This is a genomic window from Sphingomonas sp. (genome assembly GCF_030145815.1).
Lineage (GTDB): Bacteria > Pseudomonadota > Alphaproteobacteria > Sphingomonadales > Sphingomonadaceae > Sphingomonas.
In genome coordinates this window covers 1-20,495 of sequence record NZ_JAIXHL010000041.1, presented here as the reverse complement: position 1 = coordinate 20,495, position 20,495 = coordinate 1, and the positions used below count along the sequence as shown (strand labels likewise).

Genomic DNA, 20,495 nt, shown 5'->3' with positions numbered 1-20,495 from the left:
CCGTCTCACCGATCGTGCGCTGCGTCTCATGGAATGTGCGTCGAGCGAGACTATCCGTCTCAACTAATGTGCGCCAGAAACCGCTCGTTATTGCGCGTCCGGGCGAACATCATTGCAGGCCGCTATATCTACCTATGCTGTCGGTCTACGCGCAATTGATGCCTTGCTAGCACATCCGGGAGCCGCGATCGCGCTAGCGGATCTCGATCTTGCGACGTTCCGTCATGCTTTGTTGCAATGTCTGATCGGTCGGGCGGAGAACATGCTGCGTGCTCCTGAGTCAGATCAGCCTATGAGCGAGGATTGGATGAAGGCCTTGGCAAAGCTCTTCATACGGCATGATTCGTAACCGCGGTGGTGACTGCCATAGCCAATAGCCTTGGCAGGGTAGAACGGCCTCGCCGCATCGCTCGTCTCCATCTGACGAGCTAACCTGCAAGTGGCATGATTTCCGGGGAGCAGGTCAAGCACGTCAATGTCTGCGCCGCTGCCCCGGTAGCCGCTGCCAAGGTCAGCAGGCTGCCGGCCATGATAGACTTGAACATTGGTTGCTCCTTAAGATTAAAATCGTCCCGCTTGCGCGATTGACTCGGGAAGAAAGCTCAAGGGAACCACTCGGTCCCCTTTGGGCGATACACGTCCTGGGATTTTTTATGGATAGTGGGAGTTCGTCGGAGCATCGGGTCGATAGCGCGGACGGCTAGGAGGGGTTCGAGGTGGTGGCCGAGATGAGCACGTTGGCGAGCGGGCAGTCCCGACGGATTGGTCGGCCGAGCGTCGAGGAGGCTGCGGCTTTGGAGAGCCGCATCTTGGCAGCCGCTTGGGACTTGTTGCTGACCAAAGGATCACGCGAGCTATCGATCGAGCGGATCGCGCGTGCCGCGGAGGTCAGCAAGAAAACGATCTACACGCGCTTTCAGGACCGGAGCGACCTGCTCATGCGTCTGCTGGAGGAGAAGCTCGAAGCCGAGGAGAACGGCTTGTGTGAAGACGTGCAGATCGAGGAATTCGCCAGTGCCTTCCGCAGCGTGGGCGAACGCATCCTCGCGTTTCTGACCAGCCCGGAACGCGAGGCGATCGGTGTCGTGCTAACGGAGTTGCCGAAAGCGCGACATGACGCTTGGACGGCCACCTACGCCGTTGGGCTGCGAGCAATTGACGGGCTTCTCGACCATCCCAGCGCGGCCACAGCGCTGGGGCATCTGGACGCGACGACGTTTCGGCACGCCTTTCTTCAATGCCTGATCGGACATGCGGAGAACATGATTCGCGCGCCAAAGAACGAGGATGTTTCAACTGCCGAATGGATGACGGCGCTGTCAGAACTATTCATTCGTAATTGAAGTTGAGCAGCGTCAATCCGCGCTTTTAAGCCGACGCGCTGGGCAAGCTGGGTGCGCGGGTCGTGTTGAGTGGGAAGCCAACCGCCCCAGCTTTCCCACGCCCGCACCGCCCACGCTCATCTCTCTCCGGTCGTGCCCTTGATGCGGTCGAGCGCCTGCTTTTCGATGGACTTAAGCTCGATGAGCGTCTGTTCCAACGCGACGAACTGCGCCTCGAGGTCCGCCACGCGTTGATGGCAGCGATCGGCCAAGGCCTTCATCTGCTCGACGTGCTGCGGATCGGCTTCGTACAGGTCTAGGAATTCTTGGATATCGCGGAGCGAGAAGCCGAGGCGCTTTCCGCGAAGGATTAGCTGCATCCGGCCCGTCTCGCGCTTGGTGTAGATGCGCACTGTCCCGATCCTGCGGGGTTCTATTAGGCCGCGATCCTCGTAGAATCTGAGCGTCCGCGGCGTGATCCCCAGGAAGTCGGCCACCTCCTGGATTCCGCGCAGTTCCTCTTCACTGTCGCCCAATCTGCCCCTCCAGCGGCTTTCCCGCAGCCCTTTGCGCCTCTTCCTCGACCAACTCCTTTTTAGAGAGCTTTCCGATCAACGTCTTTGGCAGACTCTCTCGGATCTCGACCTCTCTGGGAAGCTCGATCTTGCTGAGCTTGTCACGCAGGAAGTCCCGAAGGGCAGCGCCCGTCACCTCTTCCCCGGGTTTGACGGTGACGAATGCCTTGGGGGACTGCCCCCGATAGGGGTCGGGCACGCCGATCGCGACCGCTTCGGCGACGGCGGGATGCTCGTAAAGGGCCTCCTCGATCATGCGAGGGTATACGTTGTAGCCGCCGCAGAGGATGATGTCCTTGATCCGGTCGACGATGAACAGGAAGCCCTCCTCGTCCAGATAGCCGATGTCCCCTGTCCGGAGAGCGCCCTCAAAAAGGACCTGCTGTGTATCCGTAGGCTTGTTCCAATAGCCGCTCATCACCTGCGGTCCTCGTGCGCAGATCTCCCCTGGTATGCCGATGTCGCGTAGGATCGAGGGCGCCTCCGGGTCCCTGATCTCGATCGTCGTGCCGGGGAAGGGGCGGCCGGCGGAGGCCGACTTGTCCGGGCCGTCTATCGGATTGCAGGTGACGATCGGCGATGCCTCGGACAGGCCATAGCCCTCGACCAGGCGCCCCCTTGTCTGACGCTCGAACGCCTCGCGTACCTCGGACGGAAGCGGTGCGCCTCCGGAAATACAGGCACGTATGTTGCCGAGATCGACCACTTGGCGGCCCGCAGCTTCGGCGATGGCATTGAAGATCGTCGGCACGGCGGGGAAGAAGGTCGGGCGTGTCCGGGCAATCGCCTTCAATGTCTGCTTGAGATCGTAGCGCGGCAGCAGGATCATCTTCGCCCCTACGCGGAGCGCGAAGCTGAGCACCGTAGTCAAGGCGAACACGTGAAACAGCGGCAGCACGCCCAGGACGCGTTCCTGCACCTCCTTCTCGCCGCCGACATGGACCACCATCGCATCGGCCTGGGCGACCAGGTTGGCGTGGCTGAGCATGGCGGCCTTGGGCCGACCGGTAGTTCCCCCGGTATACTGCAGCACCGCGACCGCGTCGGGCGAGACCGCGACCGGCATCGGCGCGCGGCCCCGGACCAGCAGACGTGCATAGGCGACATGGCCATCGCCACGGGGCGCTTCGGCGATGTCACGACGCCGGAGCAGCCGATAGGCGAGCGACTTACCGAAGGGCAGGGCGCTGGCGATCGGACATGTGATCACATGACGCAGTCCCACCTCGGCTGCGACGGCGGACACTCGGCGATGAACCTCGGGCAGGTCGCAGGTCGCGATGATCTCCGCACCAGAATCGACAAGAAGGTGGCGCAACTCCCGCTCGACGTAGAGTGGGTTCACGTTCACGACCACTCCGCCCGCTTTCAACGTTGCGAGGAACAGCACGGGATAATGCGGCGTGTTGGGTAGGGAGAGGGCCACCCGCGTGCCCGTCGTCACGCCCAGGGACTGCAACCCCGCCGTGGCGCGTTCCACGGACTCGGCGAGCGCCTGATACGACGTGGTCGCCCCCAAGAAGTCGATCGCGGTCCAGCCGCCGTGCTTCGCCACCGATTCTTCGAACATGGTGGTGACCATGCGGGGCCGTTCATCCGATGCGATGCCCTGCGCTCGTGCCGATACCATCTTCTTCCGCTCTCCCGACGATAGGGCTTCCAGGCTGCCGAACTCGGCGCCATGGCATATTGCTCTTGACGTATAGGTTAGTTATCGCACCTTTAGGTAAGGTCGCAAGACCGGAACTGTCGCGTTCGAGAGGATTTCCATGACCAGCGTCGTGATCGCGGGATACGCCCGCTCTCCCTTCCACCTTGCCGCCAAGGGCGATCTGGCCCGGGTCCGACCGGACGATCTGGCCGCGCAGGTAATTCGAGGCTTAATTGAAAAGACCGGCATCGACGCGGCGGAGATCGAGGACGTGATCCTCGGCTGCGCCTTTCCGGAAGGAGAGCAGGGGCTGAACGTGGCGCGCATGATCGGGCTGCTCGCGGACCTGCCGCTGTCGGTCGGGGGCATGACGGTGAACCGCTTTTGCGGCTCCTCGATGAGCGCGATCCACATCGCGGTAGGCCAAATCCAGATCGGCGCGGGTGACGCGTTCATCTGCGCCGGGCTCGAGTCGATGAGCCGCATTCCGATGGGCGGCTACAACCCGTTACCCAACCCCGCGCTCGCGAAGCAGCGGCCCGGTGCGTACATGGGCATGGGCGAGACGGCCGAGAACGTTGCTCAGCAATATCAGATCACTCGCGCCGAGCAGGATGCCTTTGCGGTCAAGAGTCACCACAAGGCCGCCGCCGCGCGGGCCGCCGGCAAGCTCACGGACGAGATCGTCCCGATCACGACCAAGGCAGGCACCATCGGTGAGGACGGCATCATCCGGTCCGATTCGTCAGTGGAAGTCCTCGGTGGCCTGAAGCCGGCGTTCAGCCAGGACGGCACGGTGACGGCCGGCACCTCTTCCCCCCTGACCGACGGCGCGTCCGCCGTGCTGGTGACCTCCGAGGAGTTCGCGACGCGGCACGGCCTCAAGATCCTTGCCCGGATCAAGGCAGTGGGCCTGTCCGGTTGCGAGCCCGAGACGATGGGACTGGGGCCGATCGGCGCGTCGCGCAAGGCGCTGGAGCGCGCGGGACTGAACGTCGCCGACCTCGACGTGGTGGAGATCAACGAGGCGTTCGCCAGCCAGTCGATCGCCTGCATCCGCGACCTCGGCTTGAAGGAGGAGACGATCAACATCGACGGCGGCGCGATCGCGATCGGCCATCCGCTGGGTGCGACGGGCGCGCGGATCGTCGGCAAGGCGGCGGCGCTGCTGGCGCGCGAGGGTGGCCGCTATGCGCTCGCCACCCAATGCATCGGCGGCGGGCAAGGTATTGCCACGGTGCTGGAGCGCGCCTGACATGAGCGAGCCGATTCGAAAGGTGTGCGTCATCGGTGCGGGCGTGATGGGCGCCGGCATCGCGGCGCAGGTCGCCAACGCGGGCATTCCGGTGCTGCTGCTTGATGTCGCCGCGAAGGAAGGCGCCGATCGCGATGCGGTGGCGAAAGGCGCGGTTGCGAAAATGCTGAAGACCGACCCGGCGCCCTTCATGTCGAAGCGGGCGGCAAAGCTGGTCGAGACGGGCAACATCGACGATCATCTCGACCGCGTCGCCGAATGCGACTGGGTGGTCGAGGCGATCGTGGAACGGCTCGACATCAAGCAGGCACTGTACGCAAGGCTGGAACAGGTGAAGCGGCCCGGCACGGCGGTGTCGTCCAACACCTCCACCATCCCGCTCGGTCATCTGGTCGAGGGGCGCGGCGACCAGTTCCGGCGCGACTTCCTCATCACCCATTTCTTCAATCCCCCGCGCTACATGCGCCTGATCGAGATCGTGCGCGGGCCGGCCACCGACCCGGTGGTCGCCGACCGGGTCGAGCGCTTCGTCGATCGCTTCATGGGCAAGCGGGTCGTGCCCGCCAAGGATACGCCCGGCTTCATCGCCAACCGGATCGGCACCTACTGGCTGGCGGTGGCGATCAACGCCGCCATGGACCAGGGCCTCACCGTCGAGGAGGCCGACCAGATCGGTGGCCGGCCGATGGGCGTGCCGAAGACGGGCATCTTCGGGCTGATCGACCTCGTCGGCGTCGACCTGATGCCGCTCCTGTCGAAGAGCCTGTCCGCCACCCTGCCGCAGGGCGATCCGTATTTCGATACGGTGCGGCCGATGCCGCTGGTCGACCGGATGATCGCGGACGGGTTCACGGGGCGCAAGGGTAAGGGCGGCTTCTACGCCTTCGACAAGGCGACGCGGACGAAGAAGGCGGTGGACCTGTCGACGGGGGAATATCGCGCGAGCGTCAAGCCCGCGTCGCTGCCCCGCGCGGCGGAGAAGGATCTGGCCGCGTTGGTCGCCGCGCCCGGCAAGGTCGGCGCTTATGCGTGGGAGATCCTCGGCAAGGTTCTCGCCTATGCCGCCATGCTGGTCGGCGAGGCGGCCGACGACGTCGTCGCGATCGATGACGCGATGAAGCTCGGCTACAACTGGAAACAGGGGCCATTCGAGCTGATCGACCGGCTGGGGCCAAGCGCGCTGGCGCGGCGGCTGGCGGCGGAGGGCCGGACGGTGCCGCCGATCCTGGTGACCGCCGGGGATCGCCCTTTCTATCGGGTGGAGGGCGGCCGGCGCCAGTATCTCGCCGCCACGGGCGAGTATCGCGAGGTGGCCCGGCCCGAGGGCGTGTTGCTGCTGGAGGATGTGAAGCGGGGCGCCGAGCCGGTGATCCGCAATGGCTCCGCCGCGCTGTGGGACGTGGGCGACGGAGTCGCGTGCCTGGAATTCACGGCCAAGATGAATGCGCTGGACGAGGAGGTCGCCAAGCTGATCGGCCAGGCGATCCCGCTGGTCAAGGCGCGGTTCAAGGCGCTGGTGATCTATAACGAAGGCAGCAACTTCTCGGTCGGCGCCAATCTGGGCCTCGCCATGTTCGCGGTGAACATCGCCGCCTGGAGCGAGATCGACCGGCTGATCGCCGCCGGGCAGCAGGCGTACAAGGCGCTGAAATACGCGCCGTTCCCGGTCGTGGCCGCTCCCGCGGGCATGGCGCTGGGCGGGGGGTGCGAGATCCTGCTCCATGCCGACGCCATCCAGGCGCATGCCGAAAGCTATGTCGGGCTGGTCGAATGCGGCGTCGGGCTGATCCCCGGCTGGGGTGGCAACGGCGAGATGCTCGATCGTCTTGCCAGGTCGCCGGCCGTGCCGAATGGCCCGATGCCCGCCGTCGCGAAGGCGTTCGAGATGATCTCGACGGCGCAGGTGTCGAAATCGGCGGCCGAGGCGAAGGAGATGCTGTTCCTGCGCGCCTCGGACGGCATCACCATGAACCGTGACCGCCTGCTCGCCGATGCTAAGAACAAGGCGCTCTCGCTGGTCGAGGGATATTGCGCGCCCGACAAGCCGGTATTCCGCCTGCCGGGTGAAAGCGGGCGGGTCGGCATTGCCGGGGTCGTCGCCGATTTCCGCAAAAAAGGGGTGGCCACCCCCTATGACACCGTGGTCGCGGAGCGGCTGGCGACCGTACTGACCGGCGGCAACGCCGATCTGGTCGACACCGTCACCGAGGACCAGCTGCTGGTGCTGGAGCGCAACGCGTTCATGGCCAGCGTCAAGGACGCGCGCACCCAGGCACGGGTCGAGCACATGCTCGAAACCGGCAAGCCGCTGCGCAACTGATCGAAGAGGTAGCCGCCGATGCAAATCTATTCCGCGCCGCTCCGGGACATGCGCTTCGTCCTGCACGAGCTGTTCGCCGACGATCAGTTCGACGCGAGCGCCGCCTTCGCTGAGTTCACCCCCGACCTGTACGATGCCGTGCTGGAGGAAGCCGGTCGCATGGCGAAGGACGTCCTGTTGCCGCTGAACGCAAGCGGCGATCTGGAAGGATGCCGGCTCGAGAACGGCGTCGTGCGGACGCCCGCGGGTTTTCCCGAGGCGTATCGGCAGTTCCGCGACGGCGGCTGGGCGGCGCTCGCCTCCGCGCCCGAATGGGGTGGGCAGGGATTGCCCGAGACGCTGAACAAGCTGGTGGAGGAGATGATCTGCTCCGCCAACCTATCGTTCGGCCTGTACCCCGGCCTGACTCACGGCGCCACCACCGCGATCGAGGGACACGGATCGGAGGATCTGAAGCGGGCCTACCTGCCCAGGATGGTCAGCGGTGAATGGTCGGGGACCATGTGCCTGACCGAGCCCCATTGCGGCACCGACCTGGGCCTGCTCCGCACCCGCGCGGTGCCGCAGGACGACGGCAGCTATCGCGTGTCCGGGTCCAAGATCTTCATCTCGGCAGGAGACCACGACCTGACCGACAACGTGATTCACCTTGTCCTTGCGCGCTTGCCCGACGCCCCCGCGGGGGTGAAGGGTATCAGCCTGTTCCTGGTGCCCAAGTTCCTGCCCCGGGACGACGGCAGCTTCGGCCCGCATAACGGCGTGTCGGTCGCCGGCATTGAACACAAGATGGGGCTGAAGGCGTCGGCGACGTGCCAGATGCAGTTCGACGACGCAACCGGCTGGATCGTCGGCGAGCCGAACAAGGGGCTCGCCGCGATGTTCACCATGATGAACACCGAACGCGTCTCGGTCGGCATCCAGGGGCTCGGCGTCGGCGAGATCGCCTATCAGTCCGCTGTCGCCTACGCGCGCGAGCGGCAGCAGGGCCGCGCGCTGACCGGCCCCAAGCGCCCTGATCTGCCCGCCGATCCAATCATCGTCCACCCCGATGTGCGCCGGATGCTGATGACCATGCGCGTCTATGCCGAGGGGTGCCGCGCGGTAGGCCAGTGGACATCGCGGGCGCTGGACGCGGAGAAGCATGCGCCCGACCCGGAGCTGCGCGCCCGCGCGACCGATTTCATCGCGCTGATGACGCCCGTCGTGAAGGCGCTGTTCACCGATCTGGCGTCGGAGGCCGCGAACCTCTGCGTCCAGACCTATGGCGGCCACGGCTATATCCGCGAGCATGGCGTCGAGCAGTTCGTTCGCGACGCCCGCATCACCCAGATCTATGAAGGCACCAACGGCGTCCAGGCGCTGGACCTGGTCGGGCGCAAGATGCCCGCCAACATGGGTCGGGCGATGCGGCCTTTCTTCCACGCCGTGTCGAACCTGTGTGAGGAGATGGCGGGCAGCACGGACAAGACGCTCGCGGCGCAGACCGCAGCGCTGCACCAGGCGTTCGGCGCACTCCAACTCACCACCGCGACCATCGCTCGCAAGGCGATGAAGAATGCGGACGAGGCCGGGGCGGCGGCAACTGATTATCTGAAGATGCTGGGACTGGTCGCGATAGGCTACACCTTCCTTCGGGCCGCGCGGATCGCCACGGACCGGCTTGCCGAAGGAAGTGCCGACGCCGCCTTCTACCGAGCCAAGCTGGCGACCGCGGCCTTTTTCTTCGATCGCATCCTGCCGCAGGCGACGGGGAGTTTCCTGGTCATCAAGGCGGGCAGCAGATCGACCATGGCGCTCGCAGAGGAGCTGTTCTGACCAGCCCGCCGACGATCCAACGATAACAGAAACGGGTCGTACTCGCCCGGCCCAAAACAAGGAGAGAAGAAGGTCATGTCCATGATGTTGCTCGCCCTGGCGCTGATGGCCGGCAACCCTCCGGCGGAGACGGTGATCGGCCGCTGGCGGACAGAGACGCGCGGCGGGGTCGTGGACATCCAGCGGTGCGGCGCCTCCATCTGCGGGCGCTTGGTCAGTTCCGACAAGCTGCGCAGAGACCCGACGCTGAAGGATGGCAACAACCGCGACGCGGCACAGCGTGACCGTCCCTTGCGCGGGCTACTCATGCTGAGCGGCTTCTCACGTGACGGCGAGGTCTGGAGCGGCGGCCGGATCTACAATGCGGATGATGGAAAGACGTATGGCGCCAAGCTGACGCCGATCGGCCGCGATCAGCTCAAAGTGCGTGGCTGCGTGTTCGTGCCGTTGTGCAAGACGCAGACCTGGACCCGCATCCCCTGATACTCCCCCCGTTTTCCGTGCCTGTGAGAGTAGCATGACCCATTCTTTTCGCGCGGCCTTGGCCGCTACGGTCGTTGTTTATTCCCTTACCCTGTCAGCCCAGGCGCATGCCCAGGCATTCTATCTGCAGGAGCAATCCGCACGCGCAGCCGGTCGCGCCTTTTCCGGCGAGGTGGCGGATACGGGAGCGGCATCCTTGTGGTGGAACCCCGCGGCTATCGCTGACACAAACGAGCGGGAGGTGACGATCAGTGCCGCTGCGATCCTGCCCCGGGGCAGGGTCGTCGACCAGGGAACGCTGATCCGGCGACCCGGCCAGCCGTTCGCGCCAGTCGGCGGCGACGGAGTCTCGCGTAATCCGATCAACAACGGCGTGCTGCCATCAGGCGCGATCGCGCTGCCGCTGACCAACCGCATCGCCGTGGGTCTAGCGGTGACGTCGCCCTACAGCTTCACGACCGACTATGACGATGACAGCTGGGCGCGATATTCGGCAGACCGGACCAGACTCAGAACGATCGACATCCAGCCCTCGCTTGGCATCGCGCTGACCGACTGGCTGCGGGTCGGCGGGGCAGTCAACGTCGAGTACACCGACGCCAGCCTCAGCAACAAGCTGCCGAACCTGTCGACCGCGCTGCACGACGGGGAACAGCGGCTCGCTGGCGACGGTTGGGATCTCGGCTGGACGGCGGGTGTACAGCTCCATCATCAGTGGGCGATCGTGGGCATCGCGTACAAGTCGGCCATCGAGCATCATCTGAAGGGCGAGCTGGAAACCTCCGGTCTTGCGGGTCCGCTCGCCGCTTCCAACCGAACCGTTTCCGATGCGCGTGCCTCCTTCTACACGCCCGCGCAGATCATCGTCGGCGGCCGCTTCCGCGCGTCCGATGCGCTGACGCTGAATACCCAGGTGGTCCGCTACACCTGGAGCAAGTTTGACGCGATCCGGCTCGGCGCGCCCATCAACACGGCCATCCCGGAGAATTATCGCGACAGCTGGAGCCTGGCGGGCGGTGTGGATTATGCCGTGTCCCCGGCCGTGACGCTGCGCGCGGGCGTGCAGCATGCCATCACTCCCACGCGAAACGGCGATCGCGACGCGCGCGTGCCGGATTCCGACCGGTGGAATTACGGCGCCGGCGCGACGTTCAAGCTCACATCGGGCCTGTCGATCGACGCCGCCGCGAACTATGTCGACTTCAAGGATGCGACCATCGACCGGATCACCGCAGCCTATGCGGGCACGGCGGTGCAGACGCCGATCGTGACCGACGGCTCGCTGAAGGATGCCCACGCGGTGGTCCTGTCCCTTGGCGCTCGGCTGACGTTCTGAGGAGAGGTTCCAATGAAGGTTCTGGTACCGGTCAAGCGGGTGCTTGACTACAATGTGAAGCCCCGGGTGAAGGCGGACGGGTCGGGTGTAGACCTTGCCAACGTCAAGATGAGCATGAACCCCTTCGACGAGATCGCGGTCGAGGAGGCGATCCGGCTGAAGGAAAAGGCCGGCGTCATCGAGATCGTGGTCGTGTCGATCGGCGAGGCCAAATCGCAGGAGACATTGCGCACCGCGCTCGCGATGGGCGCCGACCGCGCGATCCTGGTGACGAGCGAACAGAAGGTCGAGCCGCTGAGCGTCGCCAAGATCCTGGCGAAGATCGTGGAAGAGGAGCAGCCCGCCCTCGTCATCCTCGGCAAGCAGGCGATCGACGACGACAACAACCAGACCGGCCAGATGCTTGCCGGGCTGCTCGGCTGGGGCCAGGGGACGTTCGCGTCCAAGGTCGAGCTGGCAAGCGACAGCGTCACCGTGACGCGCGAGGTCGATGGTGGGCTGGAAACCGACAGGTTCCCACTGCCCGCGATCGTCACCACCGACCTGCGGTTGAACGAGCCGCGCTATGCCTCGCTGCCCAACATCATGAAGGCCAAGAGCAAGCCGCTCGCGAACAAGACGCCGGCCGATTACGGCGTGGACGTGACGCCGCGCATCACCACCCTGAAGGTGGTAGAACCCGGCAAACGCCAGGCGGGAGTCAAGGTCGCCGATGTGGACGAGCTGGTGATGAAGCTCCATGCGATGGGCATCGCTAAGTAAGCACAACTCTCACCCGTTCGGGCTGAGCCTGTCGGACGATGTGCCGAGAAAAAGGGGCAGAGGATATGAAGACGCTGGTCTGGGTCGAGCATGACGGCTCGACGGTGAAGGATGCGACGCTAGCCGCGGTAACCGCCGCGTCGAAGCTGGGCGGGGTCGACCTGCTGGTCGCGGGTCAGGGCGTGGATGGGGTCGCTGAGGCCGCTGCGCAGATCGCGGGTGTCGGCACGGTGCACGTCGCGGACGATGCAGCCTATGCCCACGCGCTGGCCGAGAATGTCGCGCCGCTGGTGATGCAGCTGATGGACGACCACGACGCCTTCGTTGCGGCGGCCACGACGACGGGCAAGAACATCGCGCCGCGGGTCGCCGCGTTGCTCGACGTAATGCAGATCAGCGACATCCTGTCGGTCGAGGGCGAGGAAAGCTTCACCCGCCCGATCTATGCCGGCAACGCGATCGCGACGGTGCAGACCTCCGACGCGAAAAAGGTCGTCACCGTCCGCACCACGGCGTTCGAGAAGGCGGCGGCGAGCGGCGGGTCGGGCACGGTCGAGGCAGTCGCGTCTACCGGTGAGGAGGGCTTGTCGACCTTTGTCGGCTCGGAGATTGCGGCGAACGCGCGGCCGGAGCTGACCAGCGCCAAGGTGATCGTCTCGGGCGGGCGGGCGCTCGGGTCGGGCGAGAAGTTCCATGAACTGATCGAGCCGCTCGCCGACAAGCTCGGCGCCGGCGTCGGCGCCAGCCGCGCGGCGGTGGATGCGGGTTATGTTCCCAACGATTACCAGGTCGGGCAGACGGGAAAGATCGTGGCGCCGGAAGTGTACGTCGCGGTCGGGATTTCCGGCGCGATCCAGCACCTGGCGGGCATGAAGGACTCCAAGGTAATCGTGGCGATCAACAAGGATGAGGACGCGCCGATATTCCAGGTGGCGGACATCGGCCTGGTCGGCGACCTGTTCAAGGTGGTGCCGGAGTTGACGGAGAAGCTGTAGGAGGGACGAAGGCCGCGAAGTCAGCTGCGCGCCGGCGCTTCCGCCAGCACGCGGAGTTCGGCCGGCAGCGCGGCTCCGTCGCGCAACGTGCCATCCGTTGCCACTCCGGGGCCGCCGGACGTTGCCTCACCACGTCCCTTTTCCAGTGCGCGGAACCGGTGGAGCAGTGGTTCGGTATACCCGTTCGGCTGCTCCGCCCCCTCGAACACCAGCGCGCGGGCCGCCTGCATCGCAAGGCTGTCCGCGGTGAGCGGCCGGTAGGCGGGATCGCCGGCGTTCTGGTGTCCGGTCAGAGGAGGTTCTAAATCGTACGCTAAGCCCGGCAATCGTCCCGATTGGGATGGTCAATTGGGAAGATTAGGCGTCGTCTCACTGTCGGACGGGCAACCGCTTGGAAATGGTTGCAGCACCGGCGTCTGCTGGGATTGAAAGCGGGCGACAAACTCAGCCATCATCGCCCCGTTGCGTCCGTTGAAATGGTCATCCAGCGGTCGGCAGCCCTTGACCCGCTCCGCGCGGAAGGCGCGGTAGTCACCTCGGACTTCGCACCATGCGCCGATCATCGTTACATGGCTGAAGAGGTACAGGCCAAGCGGCCAGATCGTCCGCGTCGTCGGTGATCCTTTCGCGTCCTGATAGTCGATACGCAGCTTGCGCCCTTCGCGGATCGCTGCACGAATTTGGGGAATGTGATCTCCGAAGCTGACGCCGTCCTCCAGCGGATGCGGGACCAGCAGCTTGGCAATCCGAATCTGGTGCAGCACGTCGGGCGGGACGACTGCCTGCACCTTGGCCAAAGCGTCCTCCGCCCCCCGCGCAAGATCGGCGTCGCCGCGTTCCATCACCATTGCCAGTCCCAGAACGATCGCGTCGATCTCGCCCGAATTGAACATCAGGGGCGGGAGGTCGTAGCCGGTTCGCAGGACGTAGCCCAAGCCTACTTCGCCCTCGATCGGCACGCGCGACGCCTGGAGCGTGACGATGTCGCGGTAGATCGTCCGCGGCACGACCTCCAGTTCTCCAGCCAGTTCAGAGGCCGTCACCGGCGCATTCGCACGGCGCAGGATTTGGATGATCTGCAACAGGCGATCGGCACGACGCATGTGAGGTCTTCGCTCCCCGTCACTACTGACAGAACGCTGTCAGTAGCACCACGCTACATTGGATCCACCCAACAAATCGAGGAGCCTGGACGGTGAACCCCTTTGAAGACACCATCATCGATCACCTGAACATTGGCGTGTCGGACGCGGCGCGATCGAAGGCATTCTACGAGGCGGCGCTGGCGCCCCTTGGGCTCAAACTCCTGCACACCTTCTCGCCTGAAAACGCTGAACAAGGCGGTGAGCAGCAAAAGACGCAAGGAACGATCCACGGTTTCGGCCGGCAGTACAAACCGCTGTTCTGGATCGTAGGTAACGCACGGGTCGGGGAAGCCACCCATTTCGCGTTCAAGGCGCGAACGCGCGCGGAGGTGGATGCATTCTACACCGCAGCGCTCAAGGCGGGCGGCACCGACAACGGCGCGCCTGGCATCCGGCGTTATCACGAAAACTATTACGCCGCCTTCGTTCATGATCCGGACGGGATCAACATCGAGGCGGTCTGCAATTCTCCCGAATGAGCGAAGCCGGTCGGCGGGCAGTTCGCTGTTGAGCGCCCGCCGTCTCACAATGGATGGTAAAACGGGCAGGCCCAATTCTGGTAGCCAGATGACGTCCGCGCCTTCTGTTAAATCCCTGAGACAGCAACACCTGCACCGACGACCGCCATAGCTAGCATTGAAAGTACGCCAGCGAGCGCGAACAGACCCCAAACGCCACTTGCAGGTTTCGGCCCTCGGAAGTCCGCAACGATCTTGATGCCGCAATACACCGCGTTCCAAATCAGCAGCACGACGGTGACGATGAGCCAGACGATCATAGGGCGATGATAGTCAGCGGTGCGGAATATCTGCAAGCGACCGGGCTTCCCGATTGGGAACCTGTGACGAGAATCCCACCGCGCCGATCGCGCTGACGGCCGCCTGCGGGTTCCGCTTTCCCAAAACCTGTTCCCGATTTACAATTCCCAAAACTGCCGATTTTGACGGGGAAACGGGAAAGATGCTGATCGGCTATGCGCGTGTCTCGACGACCGATCAGGATTTGACGCTACAACTGGATGCACTGACGAAAGCCGGGTGCGAGAAGGTGTTCACCGACAAGGCGAGCGGCGCGAAGATCGACCGGCCGGGGCTGATCGAGGCGCTGGGCTTCGCACGCGCCGGCGACACGCTGGTGATCTGGAAACTCGATCGGCTCGGCCGCTCGATCCATGGTCTGATCGCGCTGGCCGCGGACCTGTCGGAGCGGGGGATCGACTTTCGGTCACTGACAGACGGGTTCGACACATCAACGGCATCGGGCCGGCTGCTGTTCCACATCCTCGCCTCGGTCGCCGAGATGGAACGCGAGCTGGTGAAGGAGCGGACGATCGCCGGGCTGGCGGCAGCGCGCGAGAAGGGCAGCACGGGGGGAGGGCGCAAGCTGGTGATGACCCCCGAAAGGATCGACACGGCGCGCAAGCTGCTTGCCGTGGGCGAAAAGCCGGCCCGGATCGCAAGGCTTCTGGGCGTCGGCCTCTCGACCTTCTACCGGCAGTTCCCGGCGAGCGACCGCCCGGAAGCAGCCACTACCGACATATAATCCTGTCTTGTTATCAAAGCCTCCCGGCGAGCCGACGCATCTTGTCCATTTCCCGCGCCAGCCGCATCTGCGGACTGTCGTACAGCTCGCGCATCAGGCGCATCTCCGGCCTGTTATAAATCTCCTGCATCAGGCGAACCGTTGGGTTCTCCTGCGCCGCGCGGATCGCACGAAGGGCAGGGGTGTCCATACCAGCCAGCAACATTGCACCACCCGAAATGGGTTCGCCTGCGAGCTGCGCAAGCGCGATGTTCCGGGCAACCCGCAAACCCGGGCCGGATTCCGCCTGCCGGTTGATCTTCGCATCGCGCCGGGCGCGAGCCTGATCCAGATACCGCTGGCCAGCCTTTTTCCACTTGGCCTGAAGGCGACGGATCGTTGCCTCATCCGGTGCGTCCAGCACCCGCTTGGCTGCCGTGGTCGGTTTCAGCGTCAGTGCCGCGATCATCATGTCCGCCATCTTGGCAAGGACAGGTTCATCGTTCAGACCCGATCCTTCTGGTCGGCCGCGTCCGCGCTTTGCTGCATTGTTCATCTGCCGGTCCTTTCCTGTGCCGACCGCAATATCAGCAAACAAAACAGTAGCTTCAATGACGATAAATCCTGAACAAAAGCGAGAATAATTGATCGTCAAAACGACGGATCGATCCCGGAAAGCGAGGATAATTCCTGCCTGTCGTCATGCCTTGCGAGTGTCCAGCAGACCGCTTTGTCAGGCAGGCGGGTCGAAGGTATCGCCATTCGGAAGGGTGAAGACCGATCCATCGAACGCAATGCCTTGGCCTCCAGCGGTCCGCAGCTCTTTGCGTCCAGGCATACGCCCATGAGGATCGTCCTTTGATGACGCATCGATCCAATGCTGCACTTGAATGACCTGTACGCGATGCCCAAAGTGGGTTTTAACCTCAACACTCTTCGTAGTCGGCTGCATGTGCGTTTCTCTCTGGGGTTATTTGACCTTACGGTGCTTCCATTCCGGCGCTCGGAGAAGCACTGCCGCATCGCCGTCATTGTTCCAAACAGCAGATTCAAGCTGCCAGTAGAAGCGATGCTTGGTATGACCATCGTCCATCTTCTCTGACGTGTTCGTGCCCTTTCCGGTCCTGAGCACGACAACGTCGCCAGCTTTCACCTTCTTGTCTGGAAACCAGTAGATATGGCGGAGCTTGTTGGAAACCGAGCCTTCAGCCGTGTAGGTCGTATCGCCAAGCAGATAGTGGCCGATATCGCAGTCATTATCGACCTTGATATAGACGTACTCCTTTTCGGCGTCGCCGTGCCCGCTGATGTTGCTGATATGCACGTCCATTGCCATCGCACCCTCCTATAGGTCGCCCATGCCTCCCACAGCGCCTCGAGCTGATCGGCTGTCATCACGCATAGGTGGGGTATATTTGTTCACCACCATTGGAACGCAAGTAGAACGTATGCTAGCCGGCATATCTGATTACCGCGGCTAGGTGCCGACGTTACGAGGGGTTGAAGAAGGCATGGACACACCGGCGCTGCGGAAGGCCCGAGGGGCATTCTTCACCCCGCCGGCGCTCGCCCGCTTCATTGCCGATTGGGCGATCCGCACCGACACAGACACCGTGCTCGAACCGTCGTGCGGCGATGCCGCTTTCCTGCTGCCAGCGATCGAACGGCTGCGTAGCCTCGGCGCCTCGCCAAACCTAGCGGATCAGCTCCACGGCATCGAAATCCATGACGCTTCGGCTCAAGCCGCACTCGCGCAGCTCTCGAGGCACAAGGTCGAGGGAAGGGTCGCTGTCGGCGACTTCTTCGACCAAGCACCGCCAGCGGCGAAGTTCGATGCCGTGATCGGCAACCCTCCCTACGTTCGGTATCAGCAATTCACCGGCGACGCTCGAGCCAAAAGCCTCCAGGCGGCGCTCGCGCAGGGGGTGCGACTGACCGGCCTCGCCAGCTCTTGGGCGGCGTTCACCATCCACGCCTCCGACTTCCTGAACGAAGGTGGCCGGCTCGGCCTGGTGCTTCCGGCCGAATTGCTGACCGTCAATTATGCCGCACAGGTCCGCCGCTTCCTGCTGTCCCGCTTCGCCAAGGTACGCCTGGTCCTGTTCGAAGAGCTGGTGTTCCCGGACGTGCTCGAGGAGGTGGTACTGCTCCTTGCGGAAGGAACGGGCGGGGCTCCCAGCTTCGAAGTCTATCAGGCGCGCAATATCTCCGACCTCGAGCGCATCTGCGCCAATTCCTGGATCGGCTATGCGCCTTCCGGCGATCAGAAATGGACGCCAGCCCTCCTGCCGGCCGCGGCGCTCGACATATATGCACGCCTGACAGAAGGATCGAGCTTCGCGACGCTGCTCGACTGGGGCGAAACTTATCTGGGCGCGGTCACCGGCAACAACGACTTCTTCTCGCTCAGCCGCAGCGACATTGCTCGCCTCAAGCTGAAGGCCAGCGAGCTGCTGGCAATCTCACCGCCGGGGTCGAAGCACCTACGTGGCCTGACCTTCGGGCAGGCGGCGTGGGAAGAGCTGGCCAAGGAGGGCAAGCGCTGCTTCCTGTTCGCACCTGGTGCGAAGCCAAGCGCAGCGGCACGCGCCTATATCGCGCACGGCGAAGCCACCGGCGTCCATCAAGCTTACAAATGCCGTGTCCGCTCGCCGTGGTGGCGGGTGCCGATAGTGGAACGGCCCGATCTGCTGTTCACCTACATGAACCATGATCGTCCACGTCTCATCACAAACGATGCCGACGCCCAGCTCCTCAACTCGCTATATGGCGTGAAGCTGAAGCCCACAGTGCGCGCGATCGGCCGCGAGCTGCTGCCGCTTGCCTGTCTCAACTCGGCGACGCTGTTGGGCGCCGAAGTCGTCGGTCGTGCCTACGGCGGCGGCATGCTGAAGCACGAACCCAAGGAGGCTGACCGGCTCCCAGTGCCATCATCGGCCACCCTCGAGGCCGTCGCCGACGAGCTGCGAGCAATCCGACCGCAGATCGGGCGAGCGTTGCGTAGTGCGAAGCCGCAGCGCGCGATCGATCTTGTCGATACCATCATCCTCGAGCGACACCTCGGCCTGAGCACCGTGGAAGTCGCTGGCCTCCGCGGTGCCCGCGATCTGCTGTTCCAGCGTCGTATCACCCGTAGCAGGAGCGAACGTGTCACCGATTGAGAAGGCGATCGACGCAGCGCTCCGATCGTTGCAGCCCAAACCCGACGACACTGCCTCTTCGGACACGAAGAAGGCATACAGCGAAGCCATGTCGGCCGCCGTCGCCAATACGATCGGTGCCGAGCTGCGACGCCGCGGTTGCAAGGAAGCCCGTCCGGCCGAACCGGGCGAGCTGGGTGGGTCAGGCGCCGAACGCCGGATGGCTGGCGGTATCGGCGCCAAGAAGGTCGACGTGACTTGGGCGACCGAAGAATCCGGCCTGCTGCTCGGCATATCGATCAAGACGATCAACTTCCGCGACAGCCGCACCCGCAATTTCCAGAAAAATCTCACCAACCGACGCGGCGACATGCTGATCGAGGCGGTGACCCTGCACCGGCGATTTCCTTACGCCGTCCTCGCCGGCCTGTTCTTCCTCGATGCCGGTGCCGAGCACGATCATGTGCGGGAGGGTGGTGCTACACCTCGCCGGCGCTCAACGTTCCTCAACGCTCACCAGCGCCTCAAGCTGTTTACCGGGCGACGCGATCCCTATGATCGGGACGAGCAGTTCGAACGCTTCTACCTCATCTTGGTCGAAGCCAATCCGAACGCCTCGAGCATCCGCGCATTCGCCGTGGGCGAGCCTGAAACGGAAATCCCGATCAATCAGCTCCTGGACGACCTGATGGCGCTGGTTGCCGAGCGGAACCCGGATTTCTACGAGTTCAATGACGTGTCCGGCGGGCTTCTCCGAGCAAGGAGCTGACCCCCAACTGCGCACCCCCTTGATTACGAATACGTACATACATACGTGTGGCTGAAGGAGGTAGCGATATGGCTTATATTGATCCGCGCATGGTTACGTCGCCCAAAGGGCGGGTCGAAAGGCTCGACGTGATCTTCGACGGTGGCGAGGGCGACTACGCCGTCGCCAACATGTTGTGGGATGGTCAACCGGCGACAGGCGTTCGCTGGAATGGCGGCGATCAGGGCGAAAAGTTTCAGGGGCTTGGCAATCCCCAGAGCCGTGGCATCCCCACTTGGTTCATCCTTCCCGATCCGATTGCGGAACTCCTCCGCGAAAATCCCGCGGCGCTTGTGCGCAACGATCCTGCGGCTCGGTAGGGTCGTTCAATGAGTGATGCTGAAGCCGATAAGCCGGCAGCGATTGTCGCGCTCGATCTTGGCCCTTTGCCGGTTGCCAAGATCAACGGCGTTCTTGGCTCGAGCCTGATTGCAGCGGGCGCCCATTTCTCGGTTCGCGCACAGAGCCATTCTCAGATGCGGCATCCCGATGATTTTGAGCTGTGCCGCCAGTACGTAGGGCAGATCGTCGCAAATCCCGACTATATCGGGCAAGCACCTGGTCAGAATGACGGGTTTGAGCTGATCGGCGAAATTCCGCAGGAACAGGCGATCATCCTTGTGGCGATCAAGCTAAGGTTGGACAAGGCGGGGCGCTATATCGTCGCCAGCACCTATCCGATCGACCGGAACAAGCTGGAGCGTCGACTGCGAAAGGGCTTCATCCAGCCAGCCTAGAAACTAGAAAGCCCCGCACGGGCGGGGCTTTCAGAAGCTATCGGCGGGGCGCCAAATTCCCGCATCCCTTCGGCTTTCGCCTACTTTGCCACTTACGTGGCGTGTGAGGAGGCCGTTCTCACCTCGGTAGCTTTCGAGCTTCCTAGCTAGGAATAAGTTGAAAGACCGTCAACACCCCCCGTACATACATACGTAGCAGATAAATGTAGCGCCGCAGCCTGGCTAACATGAGCCGATCGGCGATCATCCGTGAGGTTGTAATGATGCCCCCCACAGATGCCGAGGTCGAGCAAGCTGCTCGCGATTTCCGAGCGGCTATCGATGCCGCCGGACCCGAACCGTGGGCGCTGAAGCATATCACATACCCAAGGGGAGCCTGCGGACATGCCGCGGAGCTGCTTGGCCGCTACCTGATCGAGCGGCTGGGGATCACCGCCGATTACGTCAATCAGGATGCGTCGGACGATATCGGCGGCTGGCGTCACTCCCATGCGTGGCTCGAGGGGAGCACCTCAAGGTTTGTGACACGGACAGCGGTAAGCTGAACAGGTAGCGAACAGGGCGGCTCAGGCCACCTTGGCTCCGGGTCCGCCGGCGATGTTGAGTGCGCGGTAGCCGTCTCGATCGAGC

At 63.8% G+C, this 20,495-nt stretch carries 22 protein-coding genes; 15 read left to right on the top strand and 7 right to left on the bottom strand.

What is annotated here, in order from left to right; all coding sequences use genetic code 11:
- The first annotated feature begins 728 nt into the window (after positions 1-728).
- On the top strand, positions 729-1,343 hold the full coding sequence (locus KYX69_RS21460) for a TetR/AcrR family transcriptional regulator (RefSeq protein ID WP_231731713.1): 615 nt from the start codon (positions 729-731) through the stop codon (positions 1,341-1,343).
- Positions 1,344-1,459: 116 nt separating this feature from the next.
- Here the strand turns inward: KYX69_RS21460 and KYX69_RS21455 are convergent, their stop codons facing one another.
- A complete protein-coding gene (locus KYX69_RS21455) occupies positions 1,460-1,858 on the bottom strand; it encodes a MerR family DNA-binding transcriptional regulator (protein WP_066776244.1) in 399 nt (132 codons plus the stop codon).
- Complete coding sequence (locus KYX69_RS21450) at positions 1,845-3,479, bottom strand: long-chain fatty acid--CoA ligase (RefSeq protein ID WP_246248768.1); 1,635 nt, start codon at positions 3,477-3,479, stop codon at positions 1,845-1,847. The genes KYX69_RS21455 and KYX69_RS21450 overlap by 14 nt, the downstream gene beginning before the upstream one ends.
- 187 nt (positions 3,480-3,666) lie before the next feature.
- On the opposite strand from KYX69_RS21450, the gene KYX69_RS21445 reads away from it, so the two are divergent.
- The 7 genes from KYX69_RS21445 to KYX69_RS21415 all read left to right on the top strand — a co-directional run bounded on the left by KYX69_RS21445 (position 3,667) and on the right by KYX69_RS21415 (position 12,514).
- Entirely contained in the window at positions 3,667-4,803 is a 1,137-nt protein-coding gene (locus tag KYX69_RS21445; protein WP_066776250.1) for a thiolase family protein, read from the top strand.
- 1 nt (position 4,804) lies between these two features.
- Positions 4,805-7,123: a 3-hydroxyacyl-CoA dehydrogenase/enoyl-CoA hydratase family protein gene (locus KYX69_RS21440; RefSeq protein WP_066776251.1), complete on the top strand. Its 2,319-nt coding sequence runs from the start codon at positions 4,805-4,807 to the stop codon at positions 7,121-7,123.
- 18 nt (positions 7,124-7,141) lie between these two features.
- Positions 7,142-8,938: an acyl-CoA dehydrogenase C-terminal domain-containing protein gene (locus tag KYX69_RS21435; protein ID WP_066776252.1), complete on the top strand. Its 1,797-nt coding sequence runs from the start codon at positions 7,142-7,144 to the stop codon at positions 8,936-8,938.
- A 75-nt stretch (positions 8,939-9,013) separates the two neighbouring features.
- Positions 9,014-9,421, top strand: a complete 408-nt coding sequence (locus KYX69_RS21430; protein ID WP_066776254.1) for a DUF2147 domain-containing protein — start codon at positions 9,014-9,016, stop codon at positions 9,419-9,421.
- Between the two features lie 34 nt (positions 9,422-9,455).
- Positions 9,456-10,757, top strand: coding sequence for an OmpP1/FadL family transporter (locus KYX69_RS21425; protein WP_066776256.1), 1,302 nt, complete (start codon positions 9,456-9,458; stop codon positions 10,755-10,757).
- A 12-nt stretch (positions 10,758-10,769) separates the two neighbouring features.
- Positions 10,770-11,519: an electron transfer flavoprotein subunit beta/FixA family protein gene (locus KYX69_RS21420; protein ID WP_066776258.1), complete on the top strand. Its 750-nt coding sequence runs from the start codon at positions 10,770-10,772 to the stop codon at positions 11,517-11,519.
- A gap of 65 nt (positions 11,520-11,584) precedes the next feature.
- Positions 11,585-12,514: an FAD-binding protein gene (locus tag KYX69_RS21415; RefSeq protein ID WP_066776261.1), complete on the top strand. Its 930-nt coding sequence runs from the start codon at positions 11,585-11,587 to the stop codon at positions 12,512-12,514.
- Positions 12,515-12,534: 20 nt separating this feature from the next.
- On the opposite strand, the gene KYX69_RS21410 is transcribed toward KYX69_RS21415, so the two are convergent.
- A complete protein-coding gene (locus KYX69_RS21410) occupies positions 12,535-12,840 on the bottom strand; it encodes a hypothetical protein (protein WP_082745960.1) in 306 nt (101 codons plus the stop codon).
- A gap of 18 nt (positions 12,841-12,858) precedes the next feature.
- Positions 12,859-13,617: a YafY family protein gene (locus KYX69_RS21405; protein WP_300501325.1), complete on the bottom strand. Its 759-nt coding sequence runs from the start codon at positions 13,615-13,617 to the stop codon at positions 12,859-12,861.
- Positions 13,618-13,709: 92 nt separating this feature from the next.
- On the opposite strand from KYX69_RS21405, the gene KYX69_RS21400 reads away from it, so the two are divergent.
- Positions 13,710-14,138 carry a VOC family protein gene (locus KYX69_RS21400; RefSeq protein WP_066776641.1) on the top strand — a complete coding sequence of 143 codons (429 nt, stop codon included), beginning with the start codon at positions 13,710-13,712 and terminating at the stop codon, positions 14,136-14,138.
- 107 nt (positions 14,139-14,245) lie between these two features.
- On the opposite strand, the gene KYX69_RS21395 is transcribed toward KYX69_RS21400, so the two are convergent.
- On the bottom strand, positions 14,246-14,437 hold the full coding sequence (locus KYX69_RS21395) for a hypothetical protein (RefSeq protein WP_294443871.1): 192 nt from the start codon (positions 14,435-14,437) through the stop codon (positions 14,246-14,248).
- Between the two features lie 182 nt (positions 14,438-14,619).
- On the opposite strand from KYX69_RS21395, the gene KYX69_RS21390 reads away from it, so the two are divergent.
- Positions 14,620-15,201, top strand: coding sequence for a recombinase family protein (locus tag KYX69_RS21390; RefSeq protein ID WP_191864903.1), 582 nt, complete (start codon positions 14,620-14,622; stop codon positions 15,199-15,201).
- A 13-nt stretch (positions 15,202-15,214) separates the two neighbouring features.
- Here the strand turns inward: KYX69_RS21390 and KYX69_RS21385 are convergent, their stop codons facing one another.
- On the bottom strand, positions 15,215-15,835 hold the full coding sequence (locus KYX69_RS21385; RefSeq protein ID WP_191864902.1) for a hypothetical protein: 621 nt from the start codon (positions 15,833-15,835) through the stop codon (positions 15,215-15,217).
- Positions 15,836-16,150: 315 nt separating this feature from the next.
- On the bottom strand, positions 16,151-16,516 hold the full coding sequence (locus KYX69_RS21380; protein WP_300501322.1) for a hypothetical protein: 366 nt from the start codon (positions 16,514-16,516) through the stop codon (positions 16,151-16,153).
- A 175-nt stretch (positions 16,517-16,691) separates the two neighbouring features.
- Here KYX69_RS21380 and KYX69_RS21375 point away from each other — a divergent pair, with 175 nt between their 5' ends.
- The 5 genes from KYX69_RS21375 to KYX69_RS21355 all read left to right on the top strand — a co-directional run bounded on the left by KYX69_RS21375 (position 16,692) and on the right by KYX69_RS21355 (position 20,410).
- Positions 16,692-18,341 carry an N-6 DNA methylase gene (locus KYX69_RS21375; RefSeq protein WP_300501320.1) on the top strand — a complete coding sequence of 550 codons (1,650 nt, stop codon included), beginning with the start codon at positions 16,692-16,694 and terminating at the stop codon, positions 18,339-18,341.
- A gap of 28 nt (positions 18,342-18,369) precedes the next feature.
- A complete protein-coding gene (locus KYX69_RS21370) occupies positions 18,370-19,089 on the top strand; it encodes a hypothetical protein (RefSeq protein WP_300501318.1) in 720 nt (239 codons plus the stop codon).
- Positions 19,090-19,157: 68 nt separating this feature from the next.
- Complete coding sequence (locus tag KYX69_RS21365) at positions 19,158-19,448, top strand: hypothetical protein (RefSeq protein ID WP_126014481.1); 291 nt, start codon at positions 19,158-19,160, stop codon at positions 19,446-19,448.
- 9 nt (positions 19,449-19,457) lie between these two features.
- A complete protein-coding gene (locus KYX69_RS21360; RefSeq protein ID WP_191864900.1) occupies positions 19,458-19,865 on the top strand; it encodes a hypothetical protein in 408 nt (135 codons plus the stop codon).
- Positions 19,866-20,092: 227 nt separating this feature from the next.
- Complete coding sequence (locus KYX69_RS21355; protein ID WP_300501314.1) at positions 20,093-20,410, top strand: hypothetical protein; 318 nt, start codon at positions 20,093-20,095, stop codon at positions 20,408-20,410.
- Positions 20,411-20,495 lie beyond the last annotated feature (85 nt).

Bases quoted from the DNA above. Each gene is read 5' to 3' on its own strand.
- KYX69_RS21375 (WP_300501320.1), top strand. From the start codon at position 16,692: ATGGACACACCGGCGCTGCGGAAGGCCCGAGGGGCATTCTTCACCCCG.
- KYX69_RS21355 (WP_300501314.1), top strand. From the start codon at position 20,093: ATGAGCCGATCGGCGATCATCCGTGAGGTTGTAATGATGCCCCCCACA.
- KYX69_RS21435 (WP_066776252.1), top strand. From the start codon at position 7,142: ATGCAAATCTATTCCGCGCCGCTCCGGGACATGCGCTTCGTCCTGCAC.
- KYX69_RS21365 (WP_126014481.1), top strand. From the start codon at position 19,158: ATGGCTTATATTGATCCGCGCATGGTTACGTCGCCCAAAGGGCGGGTC.
- KYX69_RS21425 (WP_066776256.1), top strand. From the start codon at position 9,456: ATGACCCATTCTTTTCGCGCGGCCTTGGCCGCTACGGTCGTTGTTTAT.
- KYX69_RS21445 (WP_066776250.1), top strand. From the start codon at position 3,667: ATGACCAGCGTCGTGATCGCGGGATACGCCCGCTCTCCCTTCCACCTT.
- KYX69_RS21420 (WP_066776258.1), top strand. From the start codon at position 10,770: ATGAAGGTTCTGGTACCGGTCAAGCGGGTGCTTGACTACAATGTGAAG.
- KYX69_RS21390 (WP_191864903.1), top strand. From the start codon at position 14,620: ATGCTGATCGGCTATGCGCGTGTCTCGACGACCGATCAGGATTTGACG.
- KYX69_RS21395 (WP_294443871.1), bottom strand. From the start codon at position 14,437: ATGATCGTCTGGCTCATCGTCACCGTCGTGCTGCTGATTTGGAACGCG.
- KYX69_RS21405 (WP_300501325.1), bottom strand. From the start codon at position 13,617: ATGCGTCGTGCCGATCGCCTGTTGCAGATCATCCAAATCCTGCGCCGT.
- KYX69_RS21415 (WP_066776261.1), top strand. From the start codon at position 11,585: ATGAAGACGCTGGTCTGGGTCGAGCATGACGGCTCGACGGTGAAGGAT.
- KYX69_RS21450 (WP_246248768.1), bottom strand. From the start codon at position 3,479: ATGGTCACCACCATGTTCGAAGAATCGGTGGCGAAGCACGGCGGCTGG.
- KYX69_RS21380 (WP_300501322.1), bottom strand. From the start codon at position 16,516: ATGGCAATGGACGTGCATATCAGCAACATCAGCGGGCACGGCGACGCC.
- KYX69_RS21430 (WP_066776254.1), top strand. From the start codon at position 9,014: ATGTCCATGATGTTGCTCGCCCTGGCGCTGATGGCCGGCAACCCTCCG.
- KYX69_RS21460 (WP_231731713.1), top strand. From the start codon at position 729: ATGAGCACGTTGGCGAGCGGGCAGTCCCGACGGATTGGTCGGCCGAGC.
- KYX69_RS21360 (WP_191864900.1), top strand. From the start codon at position 19,458: ATGAGTGATGCTGAAGCCGATAAGCCGGCAGCGATTGTCGCGCTCGAT.
- KYX69_RS21440 (WP_066776251.1), top strand. From the start codon at position 4,805: ATGAGCGAGCCGATTCGAAAGGTGTGCGTCATCGGTGCGGGCGTGATG.